General features: G+C 53.2%; 24 protein-coding genes. 9 read left to right on the plus strand and 15 right to left on the minus strand.

From position 1 onward, the window contains the following. Position 1 precedes the first annotated feature (1 nt). A complete protein-coding gene (locus tag VE954_RS05090; RefSeq protein WP_324950332.1) occupies positions 2–367 on the plus strand; it encodes a hypothetical protein in 366 nt (121 codons plus the stop codon). Then, a complete protein-coding gene (locus VE954_RS05095; RefSeq protein WP_324950334.1) occupies positions 367–1,233 on the plus strand; it encodes a cytochrome c oxidase assembly protein in 867 nt (288 codons plus the stop codon). The genes VE954_RS05090 and VE954_RS05095 overlap by 1 nt, the downstream gene beginning before the upstream one ends. A gap of 18 nt (positions 1,234–1,251) precedes the next feature. On the opposite strand, the gene VE954_RS05100 is transcribed toward VE954_RS05095, so the two are convergent. From VE954_RS05100 to VE954_RS05110, 3 genes are all read right to left on the minus strand, one after another. Beyond that, positions 1,252–2,097: an SAM-dependent methyltransferase gene (locus VE954_RS05100; protein ID WP_324950336.1), complete on the minus strand. Its 846-nt coding sequence runs from the start codon at positions 2,095–2,097 to the stop codon at positions 1,252–1,254. A 123-nt stretch (positions 2,098–2,220) separates the two neighbouring features. After that, a complete protein-coding gene (locus tag VE954_RS05105) occupies positions 2,221–3,003 on the minus strand; it encodes a substrate-binding periplasmic protein (RefSeq protein WP_324950338.1) in 783 nt (260 codons plus the stop codon). A gap of 133 nt (positions 3,004–3,136) precedes the next feature. Continuing rightward, on the minus strand, positions 3,137–5,923 hold the full coding sequence (locus VE954_RS05110; protein ID WP_324950340.1) for a 7TM diverse intracellular signaling domain-containing protein: 2,787 nt from the start codon (positions 5,921–5,923) through the stop codon (positions 3,137–3,139). A 223-nt stretch (positions 5,924–6,146) separates the two neighbouring features. Between VE954_RS05110 and VE954_RS05115 the strand changes: the two genes are divergently transcribed. Next, positions 6,147–8,678: an ATP-binding protein gene (locus tag VE954_RS05115; RefSeq protein ID WP_324950342.1), complete on the plus strand. Its 2,532-nt coding sequence runs from the start codon at positions 6,147–6,149 to the stop codon at positions 8,676–8,678. A gap of 15 nt (positions 8,679–8,693) precedes the next feature. On the opposite strand, the gene VE954_RS05120 is transcribed toward VE954_RS05115, so the two are convergent. The 6 genes from VE954_RS05120 to argS all read right to left on the minus strand — a co-directional run bounded on the left by VE954_RS05120 (position 8,694) and on the right by argS (position 15,286). Next, entirely contained in the window at positions 8,694–8,954 is a 261-nt protein-coding gene (locus tag VE954_RS05120) for a hypothetical protein (protein ID WP_324950344.1), read from the minus strand. Positions 8,955–9,061: 107 nt separating this feature from the next. Further along, positions 9,062–9,442, minus strand: coding sequence for a DUF423 domain-containing protein (locus VE954_RS05125; protein WP_324950345.1), 381 nt, complete (start codon positions 9,440–9,442; stop codon positions 9,062–9,064). 57 nt (positions 9,443–9,499) lie between these two features. After that, positions 9,500–10,537: a class II fructose-bisphosphate aldolase gene (gene fba / locus VE954_RS05130; RefSeq protein WP_324950348.1), complete on the minus strand. Its 1,038-nt coding sequence runs from the start codon at positions 10,535–10,537 to the stop codon at positions 9,500–9,502. A gap of 254 nt (positions 10,538–10,791) precedes the next feature. Continuing rightward, positions 10,792–11,358, minus strand: a complete 567-nt coding sequence (locus VE954_RS05135; protein ID WP_324950350.1) for a type IV pilin protein — start codon at positions 11,356–11,358, stop codon at positions 10,792–10,794. Between the two features lie 163 nt (positions 11,359–11,521). Continuing rightward, positions 11,522–13,495 carry an NAD(+) synthase gene (gene nadE / locus VE954_RS05140; protein WP_324950352.1) on the minus strand — a complete coding sequence of 658 codons (1,974 nt, stop codon included), beginning with the start codon at positions 13,493–13,495 and terminating at the stop codon, positions 11,522–11,524. A gap of 3 nt (positions 13,496–13,498) precedes the next feature. Beyond that, positions 13,499–15,286, minus strand: coding sequence for an arginine--tRNA ligase (gene argS / locus VE954_RS05145; RefSeq protein WP_324950354.1), 1,788 nt, complete (start codon positions 15,284–15,286; stop codon positions 13,499–13,501). 153 nt (positions 15,287–15,439) lie between these two features. Here argS and VE954_RS05150 point away from each other — a divergent pair, with 153 nt between their 5' ends. Beyond that, positions 15,440–17,017, plus strand: a complete 1,578-nt coding sequence (locus tag VE954_RS05150) for a YifB family Mg chelatase-like AAA ATPase (RefSeq protein ID WP_324950356.1) — start codon at positions 15,440–15,442, stop codon at positions 17,015–17,017. On the opposite strand, the gene VE954_RS05155 is transcribed toward VE954_RS05150, so the two are convergent. After that, positions 17,014–17,544 (minus strand): hypothetical protein, encoded by a 531-nt coding sequence (locus VE954_RS05155; RefSeq protein ID WP_324950358.1) that lies wholly within the window; start codon positions 17,542–17,544, stop codon positions 17,014–17,016. The two genes, VE954_RS05150 and VE954_RS05155, sit on opposite strands and share 4 nt — an antisense overlap. A 163-nt stretch (positions 17,545–17,707) precedes the next feature. Between VE954_RS05155 and VE954_RS05160 the strand changes: the two genes are divergently transcribed. Then, a complete protein-coding gene (locus VE954_RS05160; protein WP_324950360.1) occupies positions 17,708–18,811 on the plus strand; it encodes a bifunctional chorismate mutase/prephenate dehydrogenase in 1,104 nt (367 codons plus the stop codon). Here the strand turns inward: VE954_RS05160 and VE954_RS05165 are convergent. Together VE954_RS05165 and VE954_RS05170 are read right to left on the minus strand one after the other, a co-directional pair. Then, positions 18,808–20,202 (minus strand): hypothetical protein, encoded by a 1,395-nt coding sequence (locus VE954_RS05165; protein WP_324950362.1) that lies wholly within the window; start codon positions 20,200–20,202, stop codon positions 18,808–18,810. The two genes, VE954_RS05160 and VE954_RS05165, sit on opposite strands and share 4 nt — an antisense overlap. A 16-nt stretch (positions 20,203–20,218) precedes the next feature. After that, complete coding sequence (locus VE954_RS05170; protein ID WP_324950364.1) at positions 20,219–21,403, minus strand: tetratricopeptide repeat protein; 1,185 nt, start codon at positions 21,401–21,403, stop codon at positions 20,219–20,221. A 178-nt stretch (positions 21,404–21,581) separates the two neighbouring features. On the opposite strand from VE954_RS05170, the gene VE954_RS05175 reads away from it, so the two are divergent. Continuing rightward, the gene (locus tag VE954_RS05175) at positions 21,582–21,956 is read left to right on the plus strand and encodes a response regulator (RefSeq protein ID WP_324950366.1); all 375 of its coding nucleotides are present in this window, start codon (positions 21,582–21,584) and stop codon (positions 21,954–21,956) included. A 6-nt stretch (positions 21,957–21,962) separates the two neighbouring features. On the opposite strand, the gene VE954_RS05180 is transcribed toward VE954_RS05175, so the two are convergent. Then, entirely contained in the window at positions 21,963–22,199 is a 237-nt protein-coding gene (locus tag VE954_RS05180; protein ID WP_324950368.1) for a hypothetical protein, read from the minus strand. 235 nt (positions 22,200–22,434) lie between these two features. Here VE954_RS05180 and VE954_RS05185 point away from each other — a divergent pair, with 235 nt between their 5' ends. Continuing rightward, the gene (locus VE954_RS05185; protein ID WP_324950370.1) at positions 22,435–22,947 is read left to right on the plus strand and encodes a hypothetical protein; all 513 of its coding nucleotides are present in this window, start codon (positions 22,435–22,437) and stop codon (positions 22,945–22,947) included. 37 nt (positions 22,948–22,984) lie between these two features. On the opposite strand, the gene fabR is transcribed toward VE954_RS05185, so the two are convergent. Beyond that, positions 22,985–23,686, minus strand: a complete 702-nt coding sequence (fabR, locus tag VE954_RS05190; RefSeq protein WP_324950371.1) for an HTH-type transcriptional repressor FabR — start codon at positions 23,684–23,686, stop codon at positions 22,985–22,987. 259 nt (positions 23,687–23,945) lie between these two features. Here fabR and VE954_RS05195 point away from each other — a divergent pair, with 259 nt between their 5' ends. Beyond that, positions 23,946–24,230, plus strand: a complete 285-nt coding sequence (locus VE954_RS05195; protein WP_324950373.1) for a hypothetical protein — start codon at positions 23,946–23,948, stop codon at positions 24,228–24,230. 40 nt (positions 24,231–24,270) lie between these two features. Here VE954_RS05195 and VE954_RS05200 read toward each other — a convergent pair whose 3' ends face one another. Next, positions 24,271–24,498: a BolA/IbaG family iron-sulfur metabolism protein gene (locus VE954_RS05200; RefSeq protein ID WP_324950375.1), complete on the minus strand. Its 228-nt coding sequence runs from the start codon at positions 24,496–24,498 to the stop codon at positions 24,271–24,273. 66 nt (positions 24,499–24,564) lie between these two features. Here VE954_RS05200 and rdgB point away from each other — a divergent pair, with 66 nt between their 5' ends. Then, positions 24,565–25,158, plus strand: a complete 594-nt coding sequence (gene rdgB, locus VE954_RS05205; RefSeq protein WP_324950377.1) for an RdgB/HAM1 family non-canonical purine NTP pyrophosphatase — start codon at positions 24,565–24,567, stop codon at positions 25,156–25,158. Positions 25,159–25,209 lie beyond the last annotated feature (51 nt).

A 25,209-nucleotide genomic window follows, 5' to 3' on the forward strand; every position in this document is an offset into this window, starting at 1 on the left:
CATGCTGCAAAGGTTCAGGATCTGGTATGCATTTCTCGGAGGAGCTATCGCCTGGACTCTTCATTTTATGGGGTCCTACGCCATCAGTGAAGCCTTCTGCCGCATGCATCCCGCACCTTTATCCCTGCTGGGCATGAATGCCATGATCTGGTGTCTTCTCCTGCTGACTTTGGTGGCCCTGGCGATGGCTGGCATTGCGCTTTGGCTCTCGCCTCGTCAGCATTTCGCATCTCTCACGCGCGAAGGCCACCATCAAGGCGATCTGGTCCATTTCATGGCACGCACCAGCCTTCTGAGTAATGGACTCTTTCTGCTTGTGATCGTGGCTCAGGCCTTTCCCATCCTTGTTCTTGGAGGCAACTGTTGATGCCTGCCCTATGGATTATGATCGCTGTGACCTGGCCCGAAAGTGCCTGGGCTCATGGCTCCGGCCCACCTCTGCAGGTCCTCGGCTGGTATGGCATCATCCTTACCAATCTTGCACTGGCCAGTTTTTTCTATTTCCGTGGATGGAGGCTCAAGGGACAGAGAGAATGGCGTCCTCTGCTGTTTTTTGCGGGCGGTATCGGCTCGGTTTTGGCCGCACTTCTTCCCCCTATTGATCTCTTAAGTGAAGAACTTCTTTCCATCCATATGATCCAGCATATGCTGCTGATGATGGCGGCCGCGCCCCTGTTTGTCTTCAGTTACTCGGATTTTTTTATCCGAATGGGTCTTGCTCGGTCGTCCCGGCGTCTTCTCTGGCAAACGACTCGCCACCTGGTGGGGAGCGGCATCAATCGAGTCACCCGCCCCCTGCTGATCGCTGGACTCTATGCTCTGATCCTTTGGATATGGCACCTGCCGTATCTTTATGAATCTGCGCTCGGCAATCGACTGATTCACAACGTGCAGCATCTGGCCTTTTTTATCAGTTCCTATTTCTTTTGGAAGGTGCTCTTGCGACGAGTTGGTCGACCGGCTTTGAATCCGGCGGCGGGAGTACTCTATCTTTTTGCGACATCTCTGCACGCCACGGCTCTTGGCGTGCTCATGGCCATGTCACCGAGAATCTGGTACCGCTTTTATGCTCACACCACGGGGTCCCATGGCCTGACTGCACTGGAGGACCAGCAGCTGGCTGGCTATATCATGTGGATGCCAGCCGGCTTGAGCTATGTTCTGATCGCTGTTTGGTTGACGCTGAGGCTGCTGCGTGATCCTGGTGAGCCCGGTCCTGCGACACGCACCTGATCCTGAGGAACAGGTGGATTACGTTTTTTCACCGGCAAAGATCCAATAGCTCATCGCTTTGGTTTCAAAGGCCGCATAGAGCCGGAATAAGGTCAGGGCAAAAACCTTGTCTTTGGCCGGATCATTCCACAGAAACTTGCGATACGAGGCATCTGTGACCACCTTCCGCATCAGTCGACCGCAGCAGATGGCCCAGGTCTTCTTCACCTGACGGGCGACGTCCTGCTCGTGGGTCAACGTAAATCCTGCATCTTCGATCAGGCGCTTCCATGCCGAACCTGTAAGAAGATCAGGCATGCGGCCCTCGTCACAGATGGGACCCAGTAGCGTCTTTTGCTGCCAGGCGGAGGCATCCTCAGCCGCTGACCAGACCGCAATCGCGAATGTTCCGCCGGGCTCCAGAAGCTGAAAAGCCTTGCGGAAAAATTCCTTTTTATCCTGAATGTGTTCGATACATTCGATGGAAATTAGGGCCGAAAAGCTGGCATCAGGCAATTCATGCTGCAGAAAATCCTGGCAGTAATACTGAAGCGCATCATCGCCGTCGATTCGAGCTTTGGCATATTGATACTGTTGGTTGGAAACAGTGAATCCTGTGACCTTGGCCCCATAATTACGGGCCAAAATGCGCGAGGTCCCGCCGTAACCGCAGCCCACGTCGCACACCGTGTCGCCACGACCAACCTGCGCGAGCTGCGCCATGCGATGGCTGAGATGAAGGACGGCCTCTTCGGTGGATTCCTGGCCTGATTCCCAGAGTCCATGATGAACATGTTCACCCCAGATATCCCGATAGAATCGATCCAGATTATCATAATGCGCGGCCACGTGCTGCGGTGAAGACGACGAAGTATGGATAGTCATGTTGGGTTCCACATGTTGAGTCAAAAACCAAACGTGACGATAACATAGGCTGCCGAAAAGAGGTCGGAAATTTCCCTTTACAAAAAATTCCGCATGTCCTCGCATCAAGACAGGGCCTGGGTTTTAGGAAGGACCCAGACCATAGATCTTCAAAATATCGTCCAGCTTTCGATTGCGTTTTATATCCTCGAGTCCTTGATCCAGCCATTTCAGAAGATCCTGGGCCAAGGGTTGCTGCTTCGTCGCCACACCGATATAAAACTGCGCTAAATCACGAGGCATTTCCAAAACGCCAGCTTCTTTGAAGTTGTGAGCCAGCGATAGGGTATGAGCCATATACCAAAATACCAGGCGTTCCGAAGGCACGACCGAAACACGGGCCGAGGCCAGCATTTTTATTTGCCTTTGATTCCCTTGATCGCTCGCCAGGATGATTTGCATTTTCTTATGCTGGGGATCGGCAAGCCAGGTACTCAGCGGAGCCGGGTAGGTATAGCCTTGGATAGTTCCAATCATTTGACTCTTAAGTGACTCGATGCCTTTAAAGGCCCAGGAGGAATCCTTATGAACAAAGTACGCGGCTTCAGATGATCCCACGGATTGTTGAGTCCGCTGGATGCCCAGTTCTTTTGTTTCGAGTTGATTGACCGGCAGAATAAGGTCAAGGCTGCCTTTTTTAGCCATGGATTTAATCCGAGGCCAGCTGGCTATGACAGGTTCAATTTTCATGCCTCGGGGCGCCAGGATATGGTTCAGGATATCGATGACAAAACCTTTTTGAGGCCCATTGGCACAGGTATAGGGACAGTAATCGTCATATCCTACCCGCAGAACCAAAGATTCCGCATGCACTGAGTTCGTCAACAGAACCCAGGACGTGAGGAGATAAACAATGGCAAACTTCATCGCGGCTCCTGAGTGCAGGACTACATGAACAGCTTTCTTACCAGGAGCAGAAGGTTACTCCAACCACATGGCAGTGAATAGCAAAAACCCAGAATCCCCAAGTGGAACATGGGCCCAGCCTGGAGAGACGACTTTAAGCACCTTTTTGCAGCTCATCAGTCAAGCGATAAAGGTTTCCCGGGAGTTCACCAAGAATGACAAAGGCAGCAGCCCCATCTTTGACAAGGTCAATCCAAATATGCCCGCCCGCTTCGGCGAAGAGGTGCCTTACGGCATCCATCCCAACCCCACGACCTGAGATCATATCCGCTCTGGCCTTGGTGCTGAAACCACTTTCAAAAATGAATTCGGCCAGCATCTCAGGTGGCGGCTGGTCCTGCGGTGAAAGCAGGCCCAGGCTGACAGCACGCTCACGGATGGCACCCAGGTTAAGACCCCTGCCATCATCAGCATATCGCATGAGCAGCCTATTGTTTTGAGCCTCAAAGGTTAATTGGATTCGTCCTTCGATGGGCTTATGAAGGTTGCGTCGCTCTTCCACGGATTCCAGGCCGTGATCCATCGAATTGCGCACAAGATGCAGAAGGGCGGATCGCAAAAGACTTTCGGCCGCGTGGCTTAACAGGATGCCATTCGCTACAAATGCAACCTGTGGCGTGGGTTTGCCCAACTCCAGTGAAAGTGAGCGCGCTTCACGACTCAGGTCAGCTTGCAGAGCATCGACCGTATGATAAGCCAGGCGCGTGACCATGCCTTCGACTTTTTTCACGAGCGGCCTGACGGCCACTGGCAGGGTATTCCAGGGAGGCAAACGGCGTATTTCGCGATCAATATCTTTGAGTTCGACTTCACTCAGCATTTCACCACCCTTGTCACCATCCCAATGCAGCTTTTCCTCCATGATCGACTGATAGGCTGTGAAAACGCTGCCAGTGAGTTCCACGACTTCGCTGGCACGCCGGCGAGTCCAGGCTTGCCATTTGGTTTTTTGATGCGCGCTGAGCTCCTGCTCGAGATCATGGATCTGGGTGGTCATGGTCTTGAGTCCGAGCGAACGCGCCAGGCCTTTGAGCGTATGGATATGCAGAAAAATCTTGCCCGCGCTGGTGTCGAGGTTCTCCTCGTGATCGTTCAAAATCGTCTGGCACCGCGTAATGTAAAGCCGACCCTGTTCCAAAAACCGCAGAACATCGGCACGTCCGGCCTGAATGATTTCACTCAGAATTTCGAAATCCACCTGATGGCGCCGACTGGCTGCCTCCAATTCACGCACGCGCGTCACGTTCCTCACTGTCACCAGCACGCGTTCGATCTGATCGCGCGAATTCACAATGGGATGCCAATCAAGTTCCAGACTATGGATATCACCATGAGGATGCTGCCTTCGGAGTTCACGAGGCAAACACCCTTCGTTGAACGACCAGACCAGACTCTCTTCATTCATGGCAGCAATCAGTGCACTCATGGCCATGGATTTTTGTTCATTGCTTTGGACACAACCCGCAAAAAGAACATCAAGCCCATTAAGCCCGGCCAGCTCATCGAAGCCAAGCAGACGTTCCAGGTATAAAGAGTAGTTCCCCTGAATACGGAGGTCGCTTTGCAGAATAAAGATCCCCTGGGGCACATTTTCCATCAAGGAGCGGATCTCAGTCGTCTGTCGTTCCACTTCGTGACGCAATTCCTTTTGCAAACGTTCGGCGGTCCGGAAGGCATTGGCAAATCGTCCTGCCGTGACCTGACTTTGAAAGAGGAGAAAGATCCCGATACCGTACTGAACGATATAAGGTTGTGGAAAGATATCCATGCTCACGCACATATCGTAAACACCGCTCAGAGACACAGCCATCGCCCCGAGCAGTGCCGTCCCGGCCCCCTCATTCCCCGCGCGCCAGGCCCGGTAGAGGACGACGTAGAAATAGACCAGAATGGAGAGAAAAACGACTTGGTAGCAAATGATAAGGCCGGTGAAAACCTGGACCGGTCCGACCATGGCTAAAACAATGTTGAAGGCGCTGCCAAGAGCCAGGACCCAGACAATACGGTCATTCGACTGCTGACGAAAGGAATAGTGAACGAACAGCATATAACAGACCGGGCCACCGGCCAACGTCATGTATTCCACTCGAAACTGCAGCGCAAAAGCTCCAAAACTGTCCTGATCCAAAGCCGAATAATATAACGTTCCAGTCGCCAGGGTTCGGAATAAAACCATGGCCGAGGTCGCGGCCAGCATGAGGCTTTCCATATCCTCTTTGCGCCGCACATAAAGCATCAAGCTATAAAAGGTCATGAGCAGCATGAATCCGAGAGAAAAGACATCTTTCTGTTCATTGTACAAAAACATGCGTTCCACGGAAGTATCAGACCCAATGAACGGTTTCTGCCAGAGTCCGCTCTTTTTGTGGGCAAAATTTGAAACCTGGATGCGCACCACCCAGATTTCATCAGCATGTTGAGGGTGTATCGTAACGATCGCATAGCGTTGGGAGGGCACCATGGAATCTTCTGTTATTCCCACCTGCCCGGAGTTGGCGAACACGGCTTGATCGGGTTGCGATTGGGGATAGGCGATCAGTCGAAAGGCCGAGGAAGCTGTTCGCAAACCGATCTGATAACCCAGGCGCGAAGGCGTAAAACCTCGCAGCTGGAATTCATAGGTGGCATGACCGAAGCGATCAATCACGCCGTGGCCGGGAATGGTCAAGCCATTCCATATCGCAGCCGGGGTAATCACCCCCTCACTGGCAGGCTCCTGTCCGGCTCCGAGCAGCTCCTGCCAATGGAAACGCCCCTCCTCCACCAATCGATAGGGAGTGCCAAGGTCACGGCCTTTCAAATCGATCACAGCACCAGGGCCTGCCTGGGCCTGAATGGCAATCGAAAGGAGAAAACCCAAAATGATAAACCAGAAACGCATGGTTCGCTTTCCGCAAGGGTCCTTCTCCATTTTAATGCTTTGGTTTCGACTTGGGACCGGGCGAAAGCTGCCGACCTTATGCCTGATCCACGGGCAGCGAAGACGAGCGTGGACAAGGCTTCGTTTTTCCCCTTAGTATGGTGGCGAACTCATGATTCAAACCAGCAGGTTCCATTGGGATGGCCCAAGACTGACACGTTGCCGTAGTGTCAAAGGTATCAAGATGAGAAAACACCGGGTCGTTAAAAAGAGAAAACCCCCATCGAGCGCCAACGCTCTTCTGCAGGACCTTGCCGGGCAAAGCCATCTGCGCGAAGAATTCAAACGCCGCTACGATCGGTATCGTGAGCTGGTTGAACAAAGCAATGAAGGCATCTGGCTCGTTGAAATTGATGTACCCATCGATATCCGATTGCCATGCGAACAGCAGGTCACCCTCATGCTTGAAAAAGCCTATCTTGCGGAATGCAATGAAGCGATGGCGGCCATGTATGGGTATTCGAATCGATCCGAGCTCATCGGTACCCGTTTGAACCAATTGCTTGTTCCTGAAAATGAAGAAAATCTTCTCTATTTGCGCAGCTTCGTTCAAAGCAACTACCGCCTTTCGGATTTGGAATCCGTCGAGCGGGATAAGCACGAACGCATCCTGCACTTCAGAAATAACCTGATCGGAGTGGTGAAGGATAACCTCTTGATCTGTGCCTGGGGCATGCAAAAGGATATCACCAAAGAAGTCGAAAACCGCGAAGGATTGCGCCGCAGCGAGGAACGCCTGCGTATGGCTTCCGAAGCAGGTGGCGTCGGGATATGGGAATGGAATATCATCACCAACGAACTATTCTGGTCCGATCGCGTGAAGAATATTTACGGATTCCCGCTCACTCAGGAGGTGACCATGGATGATTTTCACAAAGCCATTCATCCTGACGATCAACAGCGCATGGTCAATGAGATCAAGCAAGCCCTCGAAGGTTCCCAGGATCAGCATTTTATTGCAGACCATCGCGTGCTCGTCAATGGCAACGTCAAGTGGGTCATGGGACTCGGTGAAGTCTTCCTTGATGATAGCCGTCGCCCCATCCGTATGAGCGGGACTGTCATTGATGTTACAGACACTCGACTGGCCGAAATCAAAGCCAATCAGCTGCGTGATGTGGGTTCGCAGATAGCCAAGGCCATGACTATGGAGCAGCTCGCAGCCATTATCATGGATTTCGCTGTCCAGAATCTTCAGGCCCGGATCGTGACCGTTCATCGTTATTGTGAGGAAACATCCCAGCTGGTGCTGGTGCAGGCCCACGGTCATCCGGCCAACGCATTGGACCAGCTGCAAAACGTTGCCCGGGATTCTCTGTTGCCCATCGCTCAGGCCAGCATCAAAGGTCAGTCTCTGTTTCAAGAGGAACCGGATTCCCATTGCGCCATTCCAGTGATGCTGAATCAAACTCTGCTCGGAGTCATCGGGCTTGAATATGATCAGCCCCAGATCTTTGATAAGGATTTTCAGCGCTTCGTTCTGACCTTTGCCGATCAATGCGCGCAAGCTTTTGAAAGGGCGCGACTCTATGAATTGGAGCGTTCCGCACGCAAGGAAGCCGAAGCCGCGAACCTGGCAAAATCCCGATTCTTGGCTAATATGAGCCATGAAATTCGCACACCCTTGGGCGCCATCATAGGTTTTGCTGAACTGCTGAGTGAAGACGGCGTGAGCCACGAGGATCAGGCCGACTGTATCGCCCGGATCCTGCGCAATGGCCATCTGCTGGCGGATATGATCAACGATATCCTCGATCTTTCGAAGATTGAATCGGAAAAACTCGAAGTGGAGCAAATCGACTTTGAACTTATTCCGTTGGTCCAGGAAGTCATCTCGCTTCTGCAATTCAAGGCTCAGGAGAAAAATCTGCGGCTGGTGCTCGCGGCGGTTGGCAATCTTCCGGAGGTGATTCATTCCGATCCCACACGTCTGCGGCAAATTCTGATCAACCTGCTCGGCAATGCGATTAAATTTACCGACCAGGGTCGCATCGAGATTCGCATGTCCCGTGAGCGGACGCCCAACGGCAACTCGCAACTTCGATTTAATATTGTGGATACGGGGGTTGGGATTCCACCGTCTCAACACACTCGAATCTTTGAACCCTTCATGCAGGCGGACTCATCCACGACCAGGAAGTTCGGCGGAACAGGCTTGGGACTGGCCGTTTCGCGAGGATTGGCAGAGGCTCTGGGTGGTGAGTTGCACCTGGTCAAATCTGTGGTCGGCGAAGGCAGCACGTTCTCGTTTACCATTGATATCGGCGCTCCCGAAAGCATCATGGCTCCATCCATCGAGCCCGTTTCAACCCTCAAAATTTCACCACAGCAGGAACTGGCGGGACTGCGCATCCTGGTGGTGGATGACAACCCCGATAACCGCACCTATATTGGAAGTTTTCTGACCTCGGCAGGCGCTTTCATTGAAACGGCTGCCAATGGCCTTCAGGCGATTGAGCTGACCGATCGGAAGGAATTCGATATCATTTTGATGGATATTCAGATGCCGGAACTCGATGGCTTTGGTGCCATGCGTCACCTGCGTGCCCAGGCGTATGCGAAGCCGGTTCTGGCTCTGACAGCACATGCCATGTCAGGCGATCGCGAGAACAGTCTCAATGCTGGATTTCATGATCATCTGGTGAAGCCGATTGATCGATTGAGTCTGATTCAGGCTATCAAGAAATACATAGGCGGATCCGGAAAAAGCGGGTGAAAAACCCGCTGCCCATCAAATGATCTCAACGCCTGCAAGGCTGGACGTATGGATGGTATTACAACCGCAGGTCCGACGACCGGCCGATTGAAAGAGACCACCACAGTGCAGGCAATTACGAATCTTGATATCGATCGCGCTCAGACCCATGAGGCGGCGTGCTTTGTTTTGTTGCTCGATTTCTTTAATGACGGCAGCGGGAAGGACTTTGATTTTGGCAGCAGGGACGGCGGTGGTTTCAGGCGTGGCTAAGGTTTGCATGTTGGACTGTTCCATGGAGTTCCCCCAGATAAATTGTGCTGTACGTCACAATTTCTAGCAGAGACTTTTCCGGAAGTGTGGACCGCGATTGCGAAAATGAGGGCTTTTTCAGCCCCCCATGGTCACGAGAAATGAGCCTTGAAAGCCGCAATCATCAGCATAAGCCAGCCGGCGATAAACGCCACGCCACCGATCGGAGTAACAGCACCCAGGATGCGGGTTCCGGTTGCGACCAAGGCGTAGAGGCTGCCGGAAAAGATGAGAATACCAATGACAAAGGCCCAGCCGGCCCCTTTCACAAGGTTGGATTCCAGCCGCATGGCGACTGCGCCCACACCAATCAGCGCCAGGGCGTGGTACATCTGATAACGAACACCCACTTCAAAAATGGCCAAATCTTCAGGACTTAGACGCACCTTGAGCGCATGCGCGCCAAAGGCTCCAAGACCCACACCGATCGCTGCAAAGAGGGCGCCGAGGCCAACCCAGAGGGTCCAAAGCATACATTGACTCCTCAAGAGACCGGACAGGGTTTCGACCGACATCGAAACCCTGGGTCATCAACCGTAGATTTTTGCCATTTCAGCGAGAGTCACCTGGCGGATTTTCGAGGCTTTGCCAGCCTGGCCGAATTGAATCATGCGCTCCTTGATGACTTTCTTCATCGCATCACGGGCCAGTGTATTGTAATAGCGCGGATCGAATTCTTCGGGTTTGTCGGCCAGGGCCTTACGGATGGCACCGGTGATGGCGAGGCGGTTGTCCGTGTCGACGTTGATTTTACGAACGCCGTGACGAATGCCTTCCTGAATCTCTTCCACGGGTACGCCCCAGGTTTGCTTCAGCTTGCCACCGAACTGATTGACGATATCCTGCAGATCCTGAGGCACCGACGACGAGCCGTGCATCACAAGGTGCGTGTTGGGCAGGCGGCGGTGAATCTCGCGCACGCGATCCATGGCCAGGATTTTTCCGTCCGGCTTGCGGGTGAATTTATAAGCGCCGTGACTGGTGCCGAGCGCAATCGCCAAAGCGTCAACCTTGGTCAACTCGACGAAGCGAACCGCTTCTTCAGGATCCGTCAAAAGTTGATCATGATCGAGAGTGCCTTCAAACCCATGCCCATCTTCCTTGTCACCTTTACCGGTTTCCAGGGAACCGAGGCAACCCAGCTCGCCTTCAACCGAGACGCCGAACGCATGAGCCACGTCCACGACCTTGCGCGTAATGCGAGCGTTGTAATCGAAATCAGCAGGGGTTTTGCCGTCTTCTTTGAGCGAGCCGTCCATCATCACCGAAGTGAAGTTATTACGGATGGCGGAAAAGCAGGTTTCGGGGCTATTGCCATGATCCTGGTGCATTACAATGGGAATCTCAGGATACAATTCCACAGCGGCGCGCATCAAACCCACAAGATAGGCATCCTGCGAATACTTACGGGCGCCTCGTGAAGCCTGGATGATCACCGGGCTGTCTGTTTCCCGAGCGCCTTCCATAATGGCCTGAATTTGTTCCATATTATTGACATTAAAGGCGGCAACGCCGTAGTTGTGCTCAGCCGCGTGATCAAGCAATGCTCTCAAGGGAATCAAGGCCATAGTACCGCTCCTTCATTGGACTCGCGGCCTTCCGCTGGAAAAATAGCCTTTTCGACTGCTTGGGCGGAAGGCTCACATGGTTTCGCCGCATCGTACCCTGCTCGGCAAGAGCCTGCAAGGCATGACAAACCCAGCTATAGCGAGTTGGAAGGAAAAGCACAAGGTGCTGCAAAGTCACTTCGACATAAGGCAAAGAAAAAGCCCCGGATGGACCGGGGCTTTGCAGAATACTCAATGCAGGAACTTAACTGAGATCAGTTACCGCAAACCGCACCGACGCTTGGCTCTGTCACGTTTTGGGCAACGCCCGTAATCGTCACAGGGGCCACACCGGTCGCACCATAAACGGTGTTCGCCTGGTTGATGGCATAGTGGTGGGCAGCATTACCAGGACATACGCGGTTGTTCACTAAGGCACCAGTTACGGCCTGGGCGATGAAGGCCGAGGCTGTCACCGAACCAGCTGGAACGGAATACTGATATCGAGGTACCGGAGAAGTCGTCTGGCAGGGATCAAGGCGGAAACCGATCAATTCAGCGCCGCCACCGGCCGTTGGGGTACAAAGGTTATTACCATTCACCGAACCCAAGCCTGCGCCCAAGGCTTCAACGGCGATGAATGTGTTGTTATCCAGAGAATAGGTTTGCTGCAGGGTATAAACATGCGAAAGAATGTTCTTCGCTTCGCCCATCTTGGCTTTCGCCTGGAACTGCTTGAAGCGTGGCAAGGCAAGGGTTGCAAGGATACCGATGATACCAACTACGATCATCAGCTCGACAAGGCTGAAACCCTTCTGGTTTTTAAGCGACACAAACTTCATTGCAGACTCCCCTAATTGATTGAATCTCGACGAAAGGCTTATACAGACATTTCGGGTTTGTAAGACCGATTCTTTAGAAGGATTCCTCGGCCAGCCGGGAATCCTACTAAATAAGCCATAATATCGAGAAGTTAGGGTCTGCAGTTTTCCCCGTTACCGGGGTTCAATCGGGGAACTTTAATTCGACCGAAAGGATGGGAAAGCGGCACCATGACGTCGGATCCAAATTGTAATCATCCAGATGAAAACCGGCAGCATAGCGCTCACGTTTCCATTGGTTCTGGCTCCAAAGTCGATAGAATCGCGCAAGGAAATCCCGCAGCTGCTTCTCGGAATAGGCAGTGAACCGTTCTCGCAAGGTATTGAGTAGTGACTCTGGTTCCATTCTATCACGAACAAAAGCAGCTTCGATTGCATTGAGAATTTCGTAAGGCATCAGATCGAGCTCATCCTTCTGCCCCGCAGCCGCCGGTCGCAATTCCGCGGTGGGTTCCTGCTCATTGACTAATTTTAAAGCGGGAATGCGGCCCAAACCAAGCGGGCAGTCGTGCTCCGCCCAACGCAGCCACTGCCGCAAAAAGTGTTTGTCAATACCACCAAGCGGTGCCAGTCCACCGGCTGTATCACCATCCATGGTCGCATAACCCACCGCAATTTCACTGCGATTGCTCGTGGCCAGCAGCAGGAATCCACGCAGGTTGGCCATGAGCCAGACCATGGGGGCGCGGGCGCGTGCCTGAATATTTTGCAGCGGCACATCATCCGTCTGCCATTCAAGTTTGCGTCCGACCAGGGCTTCTGCCTTGCCTATGTAGGCATTGACCAAATCCTGAACTTCCACTTCATGATGGTCACAATGCAAAGCCGATGCAAGTTCGCTCGCGGCACGGCGGGTCACGTCACCGCTCTGCTTAGTGCCCTGATACAGGGTGCTCACATGCTCACGAATCCAGCTGCGGGGATCCTTGGGATCACCTGATGGTACAGCCCAATGCAGCCTTTGGCTTAAACCGACAGGACCCAGTTCTTTCAAAGCTTCCGCGATCATGTGAGCGCAGAGCACGGCAATCACGCTGGAGTCGCAACCACCCGACAGTGAAATCATGCAGCCCTTGCTTCGTGATTTTCGCAGGTAATCAAACAGCCCCAGTTTTTCCGCCTGCAAAAATTCCAGTTGCGGACTGTTATAAGGATCATTGGTACGACCCAAAAAGTCCGCGGGAATTTCCGGGGCCTTTTTACCCAGACTGACAATCGGCTGGCCACTGACCACGCGTTCCGTCTCTTCATCAGGAATGCTGCTGTCGAGCACCGAGCGATTTTTCAATTTGGCCACACGGGCCATATCCAGATCCACATCACGGATCAGAAGGTTCCCGTCGCTGAGCTGAAACCGATGCGATCGGCTGCTGATGCGACCGCATTCCCCCAGTATGATTTCGCCATCATAAATGGAACGACCCGCCTCCAACCCCAGAAGGTTGGTATAAAGGTAATGCACTTGAAAAGCGCGACTGGCATCGGCGACCAGGGTTTCACGCACGCGGGCTTTGCCCAATGCAAAATGCGAGGCACTCAGGTTGACCACGAGTTCGCAGCGGCTCAAGGCCGAATCGGAGGCCGTGCCTTCCGCTGACCAGGCTTCTTCGCAGATGACGATCCCCATCTGCAGATTGCCGAGTTGATAGGTGACGTCACCAAACGGAACGCTCTGTCCAAGCAGCGCGATCGTATCCACCCGATGAAAAGGCCAGGGTCGGAACCAACGGGGTTCATAATGAACGCCCTCACGCGCCAGAAGTTTTTTCGGATTGATGCCCAGCAGTTTTTTATTCTGGGCGACTGCCGCACAATTAAACATGCTGCCGCGGTGATAGACCGGTAGACCAAAGACAACCGTAATGTCGTCGGTCTCCTGGATCAACTGTTCCAGTGCCATCAGCGAACGGCGGGCCGTATGCACGGATCCAAAGGTATCTTCGCAGTTATAGCCCGTGATGCAAAGCTCTGGGAAACACATAACCTGAACCTTGTGCGCCCGCGCCTGACGAATCAGTCGAGCCAACCGCTCGACATTACCGTCCCAATCCATAGGCGTCTGATTGATGCTCGCCCCGGCGATTCTGAGTCGATCCATAGTTCACATCCTTTCCGGTGGCTGGATGCCCAGGAGTTCCAGGCTGTACTTCAAAGCCCGGCTCAAGCCGTCGAGCAAAGCCAGACGCGCGCCGCGGGCCTCGTTCGATTCTGCTTTAAGGACCTGGACCTGAGCCAGAAACCGGTTATAAACTTTGCAGGTGTTGAAGATGTGGTGACACAAAAGACTGAGTTTATTCTGATCGAGAGTCTGTTGAATCACACCATTCAAGTCATTCAGATAGCGCAGCAGTTCCCGTTCCTCGGGACCCTGTAAAAGCTCCAGATGACCGTGATCCGGAGCGAAGGATTGCTCCTGGGCTTTGCGCAGAATCGAACGCGTCCGGGCATAGGTATACATCAAATAAGGACCCGTGTTGCCTTCAAAGGATAGCCAATCGGGCAAATCAAAGACGATGTCCTTGGCCGGGTCGGAGCAGATCATTCCATAGCGAATGGCGCCGACGGCGAGCTTGCGGCGAATGTCGAGAATTTCCGCCTCGCTCCATTCCCCGCGATATTTTTCCAGGTTCTTGTCGAGCTCCTGCTCCATGCGTTCCCGCAGCTCGCGGAATTTGATCACGTTGCCTTTTCTGGACGACATCTTGCCGTCGGGAAGGACGACCATGCCATAGCTCAGATGGAAGCAGTCCTTGGCTTCGCTGAAGCCCATTTTTTCCAGCGTGCGAAACACCTGTTTGAAGTGGAGGTTTTGTTCCGACGCCACGACATAGATGGATTTTTGCACCTGAAATTGCCGATATTTGACCCGGGCCAGCGCCAGATCCTTGGTCGCGTAAGTGGTGTTGCCATCGCTTTTGCGCACAATCACAAAGCCGAGTTTTTCCTCTTTCAGGTCGAGTCCAATCGCCCCGTCGGAGGGAGCGAAGACCCCGGACTTGAGATAATCGTCGACGATTCGCTGGCTTTCCTCGGAAACTTCCGATTCATAGAAACAGTGATCGAAGCGGGCGCCGATCCACTGATAAATATCATTAAAATCTGACAGCGACCATTCCCGGGTTTCTTTCCACTCCTGGTAAATGGGCCCTTGTTTCGATTCAATAGCTCGCAGAACCTGAGAAACTTCGGCATTCAACGTCGGAACCTGGTCCTTGGGAGCATCTTCCAGGGTGATGGTCGCCTGGCTATACATCTCGCCCAGCCACTCCCCGCGACGTGCCGCGGGTGCTTTCTGCTGCGTTTTGTGAATGTGCCAGAGACACTTGGCAATATGCGCGCCTTCATCCCCGATATAGTTGACCATCACCACGGGATAACCACAGGCCTCATACACGCGACCCAGGGCGTCACCCAAAGCCAGGTTTCGCATATGGCCCACGTGAAAGGCCTTATGGGTATTGGGCTGCGAATATTCAATCATCACGCGTGGACGTCCGGGAGCTTTCAGTCGGGTAAAATATTCGTCCTGTCGCAACTGCGGCACCAGAACCTTGGCCAAAGCCGCAGGTTTCAGCGTGATATTTAAAAAGGCGCCGACCGTTTCCACTTTTTCGATCCACTCGGGATTCGCGGCTGGCAGAGCGGCCGCCAGTGCCGATGCGATCTCAGGCGGCTTGCGTTTCAGATCCTTGGCCATGCGAAAACAAGGCAAGGCGTAATCACCCAGATGAGCTTCCGGCGGGCGTTCCAAAGCCGTGGCCAGAAGCGCAGGCGTGATGGATTCCGGCACGTTGTTGTCAGTGATTGCGGCGAGTGCTTTATACAAAGCCTGGGACAGAGTCGCCCGGCCGAAATCTATCGAGGAGACAGGGGTGGATGATGCGGTCATGATGCTTTTGATAACTCCAAAAGGTTCGGCAAAACAGGTCGAAAAGCCCCCTCAGCCTAGCACAAGGTCGGCTTCGATGTCAGTAAGGAGGGGAAGATGTCCGCTCCTTTTTCCCGCCCTTCCCGCTACCGTGGACGCCAAGGAGGAATGCGCATGCAGACTTTGACTCGGACCGCCGCTTTGGAAGGCCCGAATCCCATCATCATTGACGTGGAATGCTGCACAACCAGCGGCTTTGCCGGTCTTCAGCTTATTGGCAACACCAGTGAACTCCTGCGAGACGGGAAGGAACGTGCCAAAACCGCGCTGGAAAAACTGGGGTTCAAACTTGGTCACAAGAGAATCCTGATTAACCTCGCGCCCGCGGATCTGCGCAAGGAAGGCAATCACTTTGATCTGCCCATTGCTTTGAGCCTGGCCTGCCTTTGCAGTGAAAAGCCACCGATGCATGTCCCGGCTGATTATCTTTTCGCAGCTGAACTTTCTCTGGATGGGCAGCTGCGGCCGATACGGGCAGCGGTGCCCCTGGCGCTGGCTGCGATCAAAAATGGTCTGAAAGGGATTGTGCTGGCCGCAGCGAATGCTCCAGAAATCGAGGCCATGCGGCGGCTCTTTGTGGAAGCCCAAACGTCCGTCCAGTATCTTTTCTTTGATCAGCTGCAGGATGTCCTCGGATGGCTTTATGATGATCAAAGTCCGCGCAAAAACCGCGCCGACATCCCGCTTGAACCTGGCCAAAGGAATGATCAGGACTTTGATGATATGCACCTTCAACCTGAGCTCAAGCAACTGGCCGTGACCTGCGCTGCGGGCCGCCATAGTCTGCTCCTGCGCGGCAGCCCGGGTGCTGGCAAGTCCATGTTCATGACGAGGCTCCCTTCCATTCTGCCCGCCATGAATCAGCAGGAGCATTTTCAGGCTTTGCAAACCTACAGCATGCATCAGAGTTTCGTCCCCACTTCCATCCTGCAGGGGCGGCCTCCCTTCCGCCATCCGCATCATAGTTCGAGTCCACAGGCGCTGCTCGGCACGGCGATTGAACCGGGGGATTTAAGTCTGGCGCACGGGGGCGTTCTTTTTCTGGATGAGTTGCCTGAATTTCGGCGGGACCTGCTCGAGGCGTTGCGGGAGCCCCTGGAAAATGGGCTCGTGAATATTTCACGCGCGCAGAAAAAATGTCAGTGGCCGGCGCGGGTTCAGTTTGTAGCCGCTTGCAATAACTGTCCCTGCGGTTGGTATGGGTCCACGCGGCATGAATGCCGATGCCCGAGCAACCGTCTGATGGCCTATTGGAGCCGCATCTCAGGACCTATTCTGGATCGCATTGATATTCACTTCAACGTGCCGGAACCGGATCAGCCCGCGATCCAGCTGTTTGCGAGCCCTGAGAATGCACCGAAGGGCCAGACTCAAAAATTACGAGAAGCTGTGCAACGCTGTGTGGAATTTGCTGGCCCGCGCCATGCCGAGCTCGGTGTGAAGAGTAATTCTGAAATCAGCGCCGACCAGATGCCGCGAGCCTCGGGCTGTGCCGCACGCGAATTTGAATCACTGGTGGATATTTTCATTCCTCTGCGCTTGTCGAATCGAGCCATTCTTCGCAGTCTTCGCGTCGCACGAACTCTGGCCGATAGCGACAGCAGCGAGGCCATCCGGATCCCACATGTCCGGCAAGCCGTGTCATGGCAAGCGGTCATGGCGGCCAAGGAGCGAGGAGAAAGGTCTGTTTAAGGTGCCACACAAAATTTTTCAAGCACCGCTCGCGTCAGTTCATTGAGACGAACCACGTGGCCATTGGTTTCGACAATGGTTGTCACGAGTTGAGAAGGAATGGCGCTCTCATCCAACCACACGAGGGACAGGGAGAGATTGAGGGCACGCGCCACGGCCACGACCTTGCGACTTTTTTCCGCTGTCCAATCGGGAGCGGATGGGAGGACAAGCAGCAGGGACGATCCGGCCAGCGTATAGGAAATGAATCGTAATTCTTCAATTTCATTGAGTATAATGGCTTTTGGCGAGACGCCGATAACTTCGGCGAAGAGCGCCGCCGTATTCACGAATCGGGCTTCACCACGCGTGATCAGAGGGACAAACGGTGGGGTCGGCAGGGACGTGAACGCCTGTAAATAGGCGGAACTTTGCTCAACGGCCGTAGCCTGCTGCAAGCATTCCGTTGGCGTTTGTGCCCAACCGGATGACGCTATCAAACCCAAACAAAAGGACAGTAATGATTTCCGCAATCCACACAACAGCATGTCAGGAGCCTCCACAGCAGGACCTACCGCACTGTGTTTTGCAATTTAAAGGCCAGACGTGAGTAAATCCCTTCCATTGATTTTCAAGAGTTAACGTGGAATCATGGTGGGGTTTCATCCCAGGCCCTTACGCCTGTCAAACTGCTGGACAATAGAGGACTCCATGAGCCACCAAAACGAGCTGGAACCCTGGCGCCAGGGCATTCGCGATATTGATGCCAAGATCCTGGAACTGCTCGCCGAACGTATGCATCTGGCGCAAAAAATAGGCTCGTATAAACAGAAGCATAACCTGCCGGTTAAAGATTTTCGGGTGGAAAAGCAGATCATCGAAAAATCACGCGACCAGGCGGCTCAGTTGGGACTCTATCCGTCTCTTGCCGAAGATCTGATGACCACCATCATCAAATATTCCGTCCTCAGGCAGGATGAACTGAAAAGAAAAAGCGTCACCATGCCTGCCGGCCTTGGCCAGGAGGCTGTCGTCGTGGGTGGTGGCGGGCAGATGGGTCAATGGTTTGCGCAATTTTATGAATCGATGGGTTTTTCCGTTTCCATCTACGACCCCGACAGCAAAACCGAGCATAACTATCCGCTGGTCCAGGATCTGGAAGCCAGTATCAACCAATATGATTTAATCGTCCTCGCCACGCCGATGACTGTCACCGATGCCATGCTGAAGCAGCTTATCGCACTCAAGCCACGCGGCCTGGTCATTGAAATATGCTCACTCAAATCGCCCGTGATTGATTCCATTTTGGAAGCCGCTGCCCAAGGCATTCGTATAGCGTCCATTCATCCGATGTTTGGTCCCGATGCGGAGCTTCTGGCGGGAAAAAATATTGTGTTCTGCACGGCGAACGGCCTTGTCTCGGAAGAGGTCCTGCAGCTCCACTTCCAGCAAACATCCGCCCAACTCATCACCCTGGATCTGCAGGAGCATGATCGCGTGATGAGCTATGTGCTCGGTTCATCGCACCTGATCAATCTTCTCTATGCCGGCATCCTGAGTGATTCTGGCGAAAGCCTGCAGAAGCTGAAAAGCATGGGTGGCACCACATTCCTGCAGCAAACGCAGGTGACAGGCAAGGTGGTGGCCGAGAATCAGGATCTCTATTACGATATCCAGGCTTTGAATGATGAAACGCCCATGCTGCTGCAGGAATTTCAAACGCTGCTCGACGCTTATCGCACCGCGATTGAAGAGAAGGATCGTAAAGCTTTCAGGCGATTGATGGGGCGGGCCGAGACTTTTTTCAGTGATTAGGCGGATTCACTGACAAGACGCTGACCGATTTGTTTCGAGAGGCGTTCCCAGTAACGGGACTTGTTGCCCTGAGCGCTGAAGTTCTCAAACTTCGCCTGCCAGACATTGGTCGATTCCAGGCGCATGGCACTGATGATCCGAACTTCGCTCGCTCCACCCCAGAGTTCATTGAGAACAGGATGCTGCAGGAAGAGCTTGCTGCCGGGCACGACCGGAAACTTCAGTTGAACAATGCCACCGGTTTCATCCAGACCCAACAGCTTCGCCGGCGTCTGGAATTGCACTTCGATATTGGCACTGGCCCCATCTGAAAAATTGGTCTTGGATTTAATGGCCTGATCCATGGATTCCACCAGCATGCCAAGGCCAAAGGGCTTTTTCAGAAAGCGTATTTCCTTGTTGGATTTGGCATTCAGCGATGTGGTTCCGGCGATCACCGGGGGCCGCGCTTTTTCGTTGATGCGCGCGATCGCTTCCTTGATGGCAATGCCCGATGAGTTGGTGGGCAATTCATCCAGATACACACAGCCCAGTGTTCCATCCGCTTCGCGAATGATCATGGCGGCAGCCGACTGCAGATTGCCGGCATAGATCAATTCAATATTATAACCGGACAGAACCTTTTTAAATTGCTCAAAACGCTCGGGCTTGGGATCATAGAACATGACCCGCCGTCCATCGTTGGTCGTCGCCACGCTGTCCAGATTGATTTCCGGCAACATGCTGATCCAGGTACGGCCGCTGCCCCTGATCACGTTCATCGGGAATAAATTATAAAGAACGCCGGCCTTATGAACATTGCTGCCCATTTTCAAGAGGGCTGGCCCCTTGGCTTTATCGTTCGGCAGACAGAGAAGGGCGGCTTCACCATCCACCTCGGATTCCGACTGACAGATCATCTGATCACCCACACGACCGATGACCTTGGCGTTGATAGCCAGGGTGCAGTCTTCCGCCAGCTGACACTGCTCGGCGGTGACAAAGAAGGGTGAGATATCACCATGGCCTTCCAGGATTTCCTTGACCTTGGTGGTCAGCGCTTTGCCATCAAATTTGCCCAGCATAAAACCGGCAAATTTTCGGCCTTTGAGTGGGCTGAGCTGCTCTTTGGTCTTACTGGCCACCAGAACAAGAACGGGAATTTCTTTGAAGAGAATCTGCTGCTGCATGCGGTCGTAGAGATTACCGGCTGTGCCATCCGCGATGATCGCATCACAGATGATCAAATGCGGCATTTCCTGGTCAATCATTTTCAGAGCTTCATAGAGGCTCACGGCCGTGACGACTTTGAAGTTCATTTTATTGAACAGCGCACCCATCGTGACAATCTTTTCAGGTTTGTCGACGAGTATAAGTATGGTGTGTGGTGTGAGTCCTTTGGCGAACTCCATCTCGCTGCTCTCCCTGTCAACCCACTTGTTTCGCGGTGCCCTTGTTTAAAATCTTCTTTATGGCACCACGGATCTTATCAACTTTTTCATAACGTCCCCCGAATTCCTTCTCAGTTCGCGCGAGGTACTGCAGGGCAATCTGATACTCGGCCATGCGATAGCAGGCTAACGCCGCATTCAAACTGATTTTGTACTGCAATTCATGGCGGACAATCTTGTGGGCTTTCTTATAAAGCGCCATGGCGCTCTTGCCTTTGCCCTGTTGGGAAAGCTTGATGCCCATTTCATTGAGCTTGGCCGCAAAGAAGGGGCCCACATCATGCAGATTATCCATCATTTTGAAGGCCTCACCGACCTTCCCTTCGACGAGAAGGATTTCGGCGCGGGCTTCGAGCAGGCGTGGATGATCGGGAGCGATGGCTTCAGCCTCAGCCAACAGGGCCTCGGCTTTGGCCTTGTCACCCTTTTCCATATAAGCCGTGGCGAGGTGCGCTTTGCGCTCCACATGCCGGGGGTTTTGTTTTTCGAGACGTTCCAGAATTTCGATGGCCTCGTCCACTTTACCCAAAACCAAAAGACTTTCACCCAGCCCACTGGAAGCCTGACGAAACATCTTATTCATGTTTTGCGAACTGCGAAAGGCTTCGGCAGCCTCATTAAATTTACCGACCGCCTGCAGGGCATTGGCCTTGACATAAGCTGCCACGTAATCCCAGCTGTGCATGTCGCCGAGAGCATCCTGAGACTGATTGATCTGGGCCTGATCACCATAAACAATGCTGTGATTCAGGTGGATGGCTTTGCTTTCAATGCCGTTCCGATCAGCCAGACGCAGGGCGACATGTTCACCCAGAGCCAGGGTTTCAAGGGCCCAATTTTCCGGCAGAAAAAACTTTTCAATGCCGTATTCAAAGAGCTCAGACATGTATTCGGGATCAGGATCGCTGGAGACTATGGCTTGAAATTCGGCGAGGGGGCCCACATATTTTTTGAAGAGCTCCAGGCAGGTCATGACATCCTGATGCGATTTCTCCGCAAAAATAACCATTGCAGCCACGGCACCTGTCTCGAACATCGGTCTGACTTCATCCATGGTCACATAGCTCAATGTCAAAGGAAAGCTCAGGCCTTCAGCCTGTTCGGCCCAGGTCTGATCCAGTCCCTTAAGATCGATGTCAACCAGCAGACAAACCCTGTCCATTTTCGCCTAACCCACCTTTAACTCTAGCGCTCTTGCCTGATCAATCTATCGGATAGTGGGGAACCGAAGTTTAGAATGGTTTCCATTTGCTCATGAATTTGGGACAATACAAGAAGGTAATGTCCAACCCATTTTTCCTCCAAGTCGCTGGACCAACTGGAAGAAGCCGGAGATTAACATGGCTTTTGTAATCCTTGTCGTGGAAGACAATGAAATGAACCGGGAGCTGCTGATCCGCAGACTGCAGAAGCGAGGCTACGAAGTCCTTGCGGCTGCAAACGGCAAAGATGCGCTCGACATCGCCAGCCGTGAGGCCCCGGACGTGATTCTGATGGATATGTGCATGCCGATCATGGATGGATGGACGACGGTGAGACAGCTGAAAGCGATCCCGAAAACTCAAAATATTCCGGTCATAGGGGTCAGCGCCAATGGTTTGCATAGGGACCGGGAAGAGGCGATGGCCGCAGGTTGTGTGGCCTTTGAAGTGAAGCCGATTGATTTCAATCGGCTACTGTCATTGATTCAGGATTTCGGTAAAAAAGCGTCGTGACACGCTTCAGCTGGCTGCTGGACTTTGCTTATCCATCAGCTCCTGGCGTCGCGCGCCGACCTGTTTTGCCATTTTATCGCAGGCATCGAGGGCTTTGTTCAATCGGTCCAGAACCTCTCGTAACTGCGGGTCCACGTCCTTGAAACTGTCCAATTTGCGAAGGGCAATCTTTAAATTGCCATGAGCAATGGACAGGGGATTGGCGACATCATGCAGAAACTTGCGTTCGTCTTCGAATGACATAGAGGGAATCCCCTTATAATAAAGGAACATTGGTTCACCTTAGCTTAAGAGCGCCAGCCAGGCAATCGGGCGGCTCTGCCTCTTGCGTGAAGAAGCGAAGCAGGCTAGTTTGGAAGCACGGCCCTCGTCGCGCGCCCAGGCTTTCTTTTAATGTCCTAATATAACTTGCTTTTAGAAAGACTTTGAATTTTTGACGGGCATGCGCTATAAGGACTGCTCTTTCGGGAGGTCGCTCATGAACTCTTTGGGATGGCTCGCTCAAGACGCAGGATCCATGATAACCCTGCGGTTTCCAAGATCCAATTCGATGCCAAACGTCAGCCTCTTTGAAAATAACAATTACATTCGACTCCTGAATCAGACTCTTCTGATGGAACTGGGAGCAGTGGAACTTTATCAGCATTGCGCCCTGAACATTCCCAGCATTGATGCCGAACGTTTTGCGACGGAGCATCAAATGCACGCACAAGCTTTGACGGTGATGATCATCAGCAATCGTGGAATTCCGGATAAGGAAAAGTTTTCGTTCCCGTCGGAGATTTCACTTTTTGCCAGTCGCATCGGTCGGCATTTGCCCGAATACATGGCGCGCCGCACCAACCTCACAAGCTGCATACGACTGGAAAAAGCTTTGCGTCGACGTTATTTCCTGGCTTTGAGCGAAGCTCCCTATCGCGATCGATCGCAGCTGCAGGAGCACGTCCGCTGTATCAAAGCCCACCTTGAACTGCTCAACGCCAGACAATAAAAAGAGGCCCGGTTGGACCAGGCCTCAGTTCCATGGATTACATGGGAGTGGCTGCGTATTCGGCATCTTCAGCCAGTGGTCCAAAGTCGGCAACCGCTGCGCGTGGCAGACGATCTCCCGAACTTGCCTTCCAGCCTTTCGACATCGCTTCCGCACCTAACAGAATCATTTCCAGCTGCTGCACCATGCGCTCAGCAAATTCAATGCGCTGTTTGGGTGGGAACTCCAGAGCTTCCATACCGATATTAAACACGACCGTGATCATGGTTTCCGCGACCAGATCAGGATTGATAATCTCGCGTCGTGAGGCTTCTGATTCCTTTTGAATGTCCTCAGCCAATTCCTCGACAAAGCGTCTTGTTTCTTTTTTGATCTCCTTGCGGAAACCTTTCTGCTCACCCAGACGCTCACCAATCAGCAGGCGGAAGTGCTGTTCGTTGTGCTCCAGATACTCCATGAATGTTTCCACGGATGTCCGTATCACACCCCGCCGCACGCGTGCGCGCCGACGCGCCTGACGGAGAAGTTGCCGAAGTGTCAGCGACACTTCATCCACCAGAGCCAGCCCTAGATCTTCCATGTCCTTGAAGTGGCGATAAAACGACGTTGGCGCAATGCCAGCACTCCGTGTTACCTCGCGCAAACTCAAACAGGCAAATCCATTGCTTGTGCTGAGAGAAAGCGCCGCCCCGATGATGTTCTTGCGTGTCTTTGCTTTTTTTTCAGCCCGAGTTCCCATGTTACCCCCTTAACGTGTGCGCGCCCGTCTTTCGACACCAGGGAGCCCCTCTCTGCCTTAACTGGGGCCTTGTCCTGGCTTTGGATCACGCGAAACCTGCTATTTGCTGAATTCTTATACAAAACTGAAGGGAAACACAAACAAACTCCGCAAACAAGCGTGCAAACCCCGCTGGTGTTCGCCGACAAGGGACTACGCTTTATTTGCTTATGATAATTCCGATATATAAGCTGATACAGCGCAGAAGGAGACTGGTCTTATGCTCACCGAACCCTTACCAATCGAAATCTTTGTCGCCACACGGTTTACGGAGAAATCGATCACCAATATCACGGAAAACTGGCGCGTTGAGCCAGAACAGCTTCAGAAAATGATTGTGAGCTATTTTCGCGAAATGGGTATCTTTGCCGTATTACCCACAATGGAAACCGAACTCAAGGAAACTCTGCTTGTTTGGTTACAAAATTCGCCGGAAATCTACCAAATCGTAAAGAAAGCCGAAATGCAGGAACTTATGCGCCGCCAAAGCCGCCGACCCGACTGAGCCCCGGGCCCGATGGCCCGCGACACTTTCCCCAGGACCTTTATTCAGCTGAGCGTGTATTCAGACTCAGCGCATGAATGGGTCCATGCATCCACTCACCCAAGGCCTTATAGACCAGCTGATGCTGCTCCACGAGGTTGAGTCCATTGAATTCCCGCGCTTGAATCGACAGCTGCCAATGGTCACCGCCACCTGTCATATCATAGGCTTTGATCTCGGCGGTTGGGATGCTTTCCCGAATTCGGTTGATGATATCTTCGGCCTTCACGATGACCTCCAGGTGAGATAGCTTGAGAACTTGAGCGGCTCTTATTTACCACAGCGGGAAGACCAGATGCCAACACTTTACTTAGCGACGCGGAACGAGCATAAGGCGCAGGAAATACAGGCCATTTTAGGCTCAGAATGGCGGGTGGCCTCCAGCCGTGAGCTGGACCCGCAGCTCGACTGGGACGAAAACGGCACGACTTTCCGCGCGAATGCTCTTATCAAAGCCAAGGCGCTGCGAACCCGCACCCCGTCCCCTGTGTTGGCCGATGATTCCGGACTTGAAGTGGAGGTGCTGGAAGGTGCGCCTGGCGTGTTTTCAGCGCGCTACGCAGGACCGGGTTCCAACGACCGCGATAACCTCTATAAGCTTCTGCGCGTGCTGCAAGGCGTCCCTGAAGAGCAGCGCCGGGCCCGCTTTGTCTGTGTGCTTTGTTATCTGGATGCGGAAGGCATTGCGCATTACTTTGAAGGGTACTGCGATGGCCGCATTATCGACCAGCCGCGTGGTGGCGAGGGTTTTGGCTATGATCCGATCTTTGTCCCGGAAGGGCAGGATAAAACATTTGCTGAATTGAACGCGGCCGAGAAGAACAGCATCAGCCACCGCAACAAGGCCATGGTCGCGTTTCAAGAGTTTCTGATTACTCGCAACCAATGACCTTTGAGCCATGCTCCACGCGGACCAGCGTCGCAAGGCACCGCATCAATG

This window comes from Oligoflexus sp. (assembly GCF_035638955.1).
Lineage (GTDB): Bacteria > Bdellovibrionota_B > Oligoflexia > Oligoflexales > Oligoflexaceae > Oligoflexus.

Excerpts from the sequence above, each read along its gene's own strand:
- VE954_RS05090 (WP_324950332.1), top strand. The coding sequence starts at position 2 with ATGCTGCAAAGGTTCAGGATCTGGTATGCATTTCTCGGAGGAGCTATC.
- VE954_RS05095 (WP_324950334.1), top strand. The coding sequence starts at position 367 with ATGCCTGCCCTATGGATTATGATCGCTGTGACCTGGCCCGAAAGTGCC.
- VE954_RS05100 (WP_324950336.1), bottom strand. The coding sequence starts at position 2,097 with ATGACTATCCATACTTCGTCGTCTTCACCGCAGCACGTGGCCGCGCAT.
- VE954_RS05105 (WP_324950338.1), bottom strand. The coding sequence starts at position 3,003 with ATGAAGTTTGCCATTGTTTATCTCCTCACGTCCTGGGTTCTGTTGACG.
- VE954_RS05110 (WP_324950340.1), bottom strand. The coding sequence starts at position 5,923 with ATGCGTTTCTGGTTTATCATTTTGGGTTTTCTCCTTTCGATTGCCATT.
- VE954_RS05115 (WP_324950342.1), top strand. The coding sequence starts at position 6,147 with ATGAGAAAACACCGGGTCGTTAAAAAGAGAAAACCCCCATCGAGCGCC.
- VE954_RS05120 (WP_324950344.1), bottom strand. The coding sequence starts at position 8,954 with ATGGAACAGTCCAACATGCAAACCTTAGCCACGCCTGAAACCACCGCC.
- VE954_RS05125 (WP_324950345.1), bottom strand. The coding sequence starts at position 9,442 with ATGCTTTGGACCCTCTGGGTTGGCCTCGGCGCCCTCTTTGCAGCGATC.
- fba (WP_324950348.1), bottom strand. The coding sequence starts at position 10,537 with ATGGCCTTGATTCCCTTGAGAGCATTGCTTGATCACGCGGCTGAGCAC.
- VE954_RS05135 (WP_324950350.1), bottom strand. The coding sequence starts at position 11,358 with ATGAAGTTTGTGTCGCTTAAAAACCAGAAGGGTTTCAGCCTTGTCGAG.
- nadE (WP_324950352.1), bottom strand. The coding sequence starts at position 13,495 with ATGGATCGACTCAGAATCGCCGGGGCGAGCATCAATCAGACGCCTATG.
- argS (WP_324950354.1), bottom strand. The coding sequence starts at position 15,286 with ATGACCGCATCATCCACCCCTGTCTCCTCGATAGATTTCGGCCGGGCG.
- VE954_RS05150 (WP_324950356.1), top strand. The coding sequence starts at position 15,440 with ATGCAGACTTTGACTCGGACCGCCGCTTTGGAAGGCCCGAATCCCATC.
- VE954_RS05155 (WP_324950358.1), bottom strand. The coding sequence starts at position 17,544 with ATGCTGTTGTGTGGATTGCGGAAATCATTACTGTCCTTTTGTTTGGGT.
- VE954_RS05160 (WP_324950360.1), top strand. The coding sequence starts at position 17,708 with ATGAGCCACCAAAACGAGCTGGAACCCTGGCGCCAGGGCATTCGCGAT.
- VE954_RS05165 (WP_324950362.1), bottom strand. The coding sequence starts at position 20,202 with ATGGAGTTCGCCAAAGGACTCACACCACACACCATACTTATACTCGTC.
- VE954_RS05170 (WP_324950364.1), bottom strand. The coding sequence starts at position 21,403 with ATGGACAGGGTTTGTCTGCTGGTTGACATCGATCTTAAGGGACTGGAT.
- VE954_RS05175 (WP_324950366.1), top strand. The coding sequence starts at position 21,582 with ATGGCTTTTGTAATCCTTGTCGTGGAAGACAATGAAATGAACCGGGAG.
- VE954_RS05180 (WP_324950368.1), bottom strand. The coding sequence starts at position 22,199 with ATGTCATTCGAAGACGAACGCAAGTTTCTGCATGATGTCGCCAATCCC.
- VE954_RS05185 (WP_324950370.1), top strand. The coding sequence starts at position 22,435 with ATGAACTCTTTGGGATGGCTCGCTCAAGACGCAGGATCCATGATAACC.
- fabR (WP_324950371.1), bottom strand. The coding sequence starts at position 23,686 with ATGGGAACTCGGGCTGAAAAAAAAGCAAAGACACGCAAGAACATCATC.
- VE954_RS05195 (WP_324950373.1), top strand. The coding sequence starts at position 23,946 with ATGCTCACCGAACCCTTACCAATCGAAATCTTTGTCGCCACACGGTTT.
- rdgB (WP_324950377.1), top strand. The coding sequence starts at position 24,565 with ATGCCAACACTTTACTTAGCGACGCGGAACGAGCATAAGGCGCAGGAA.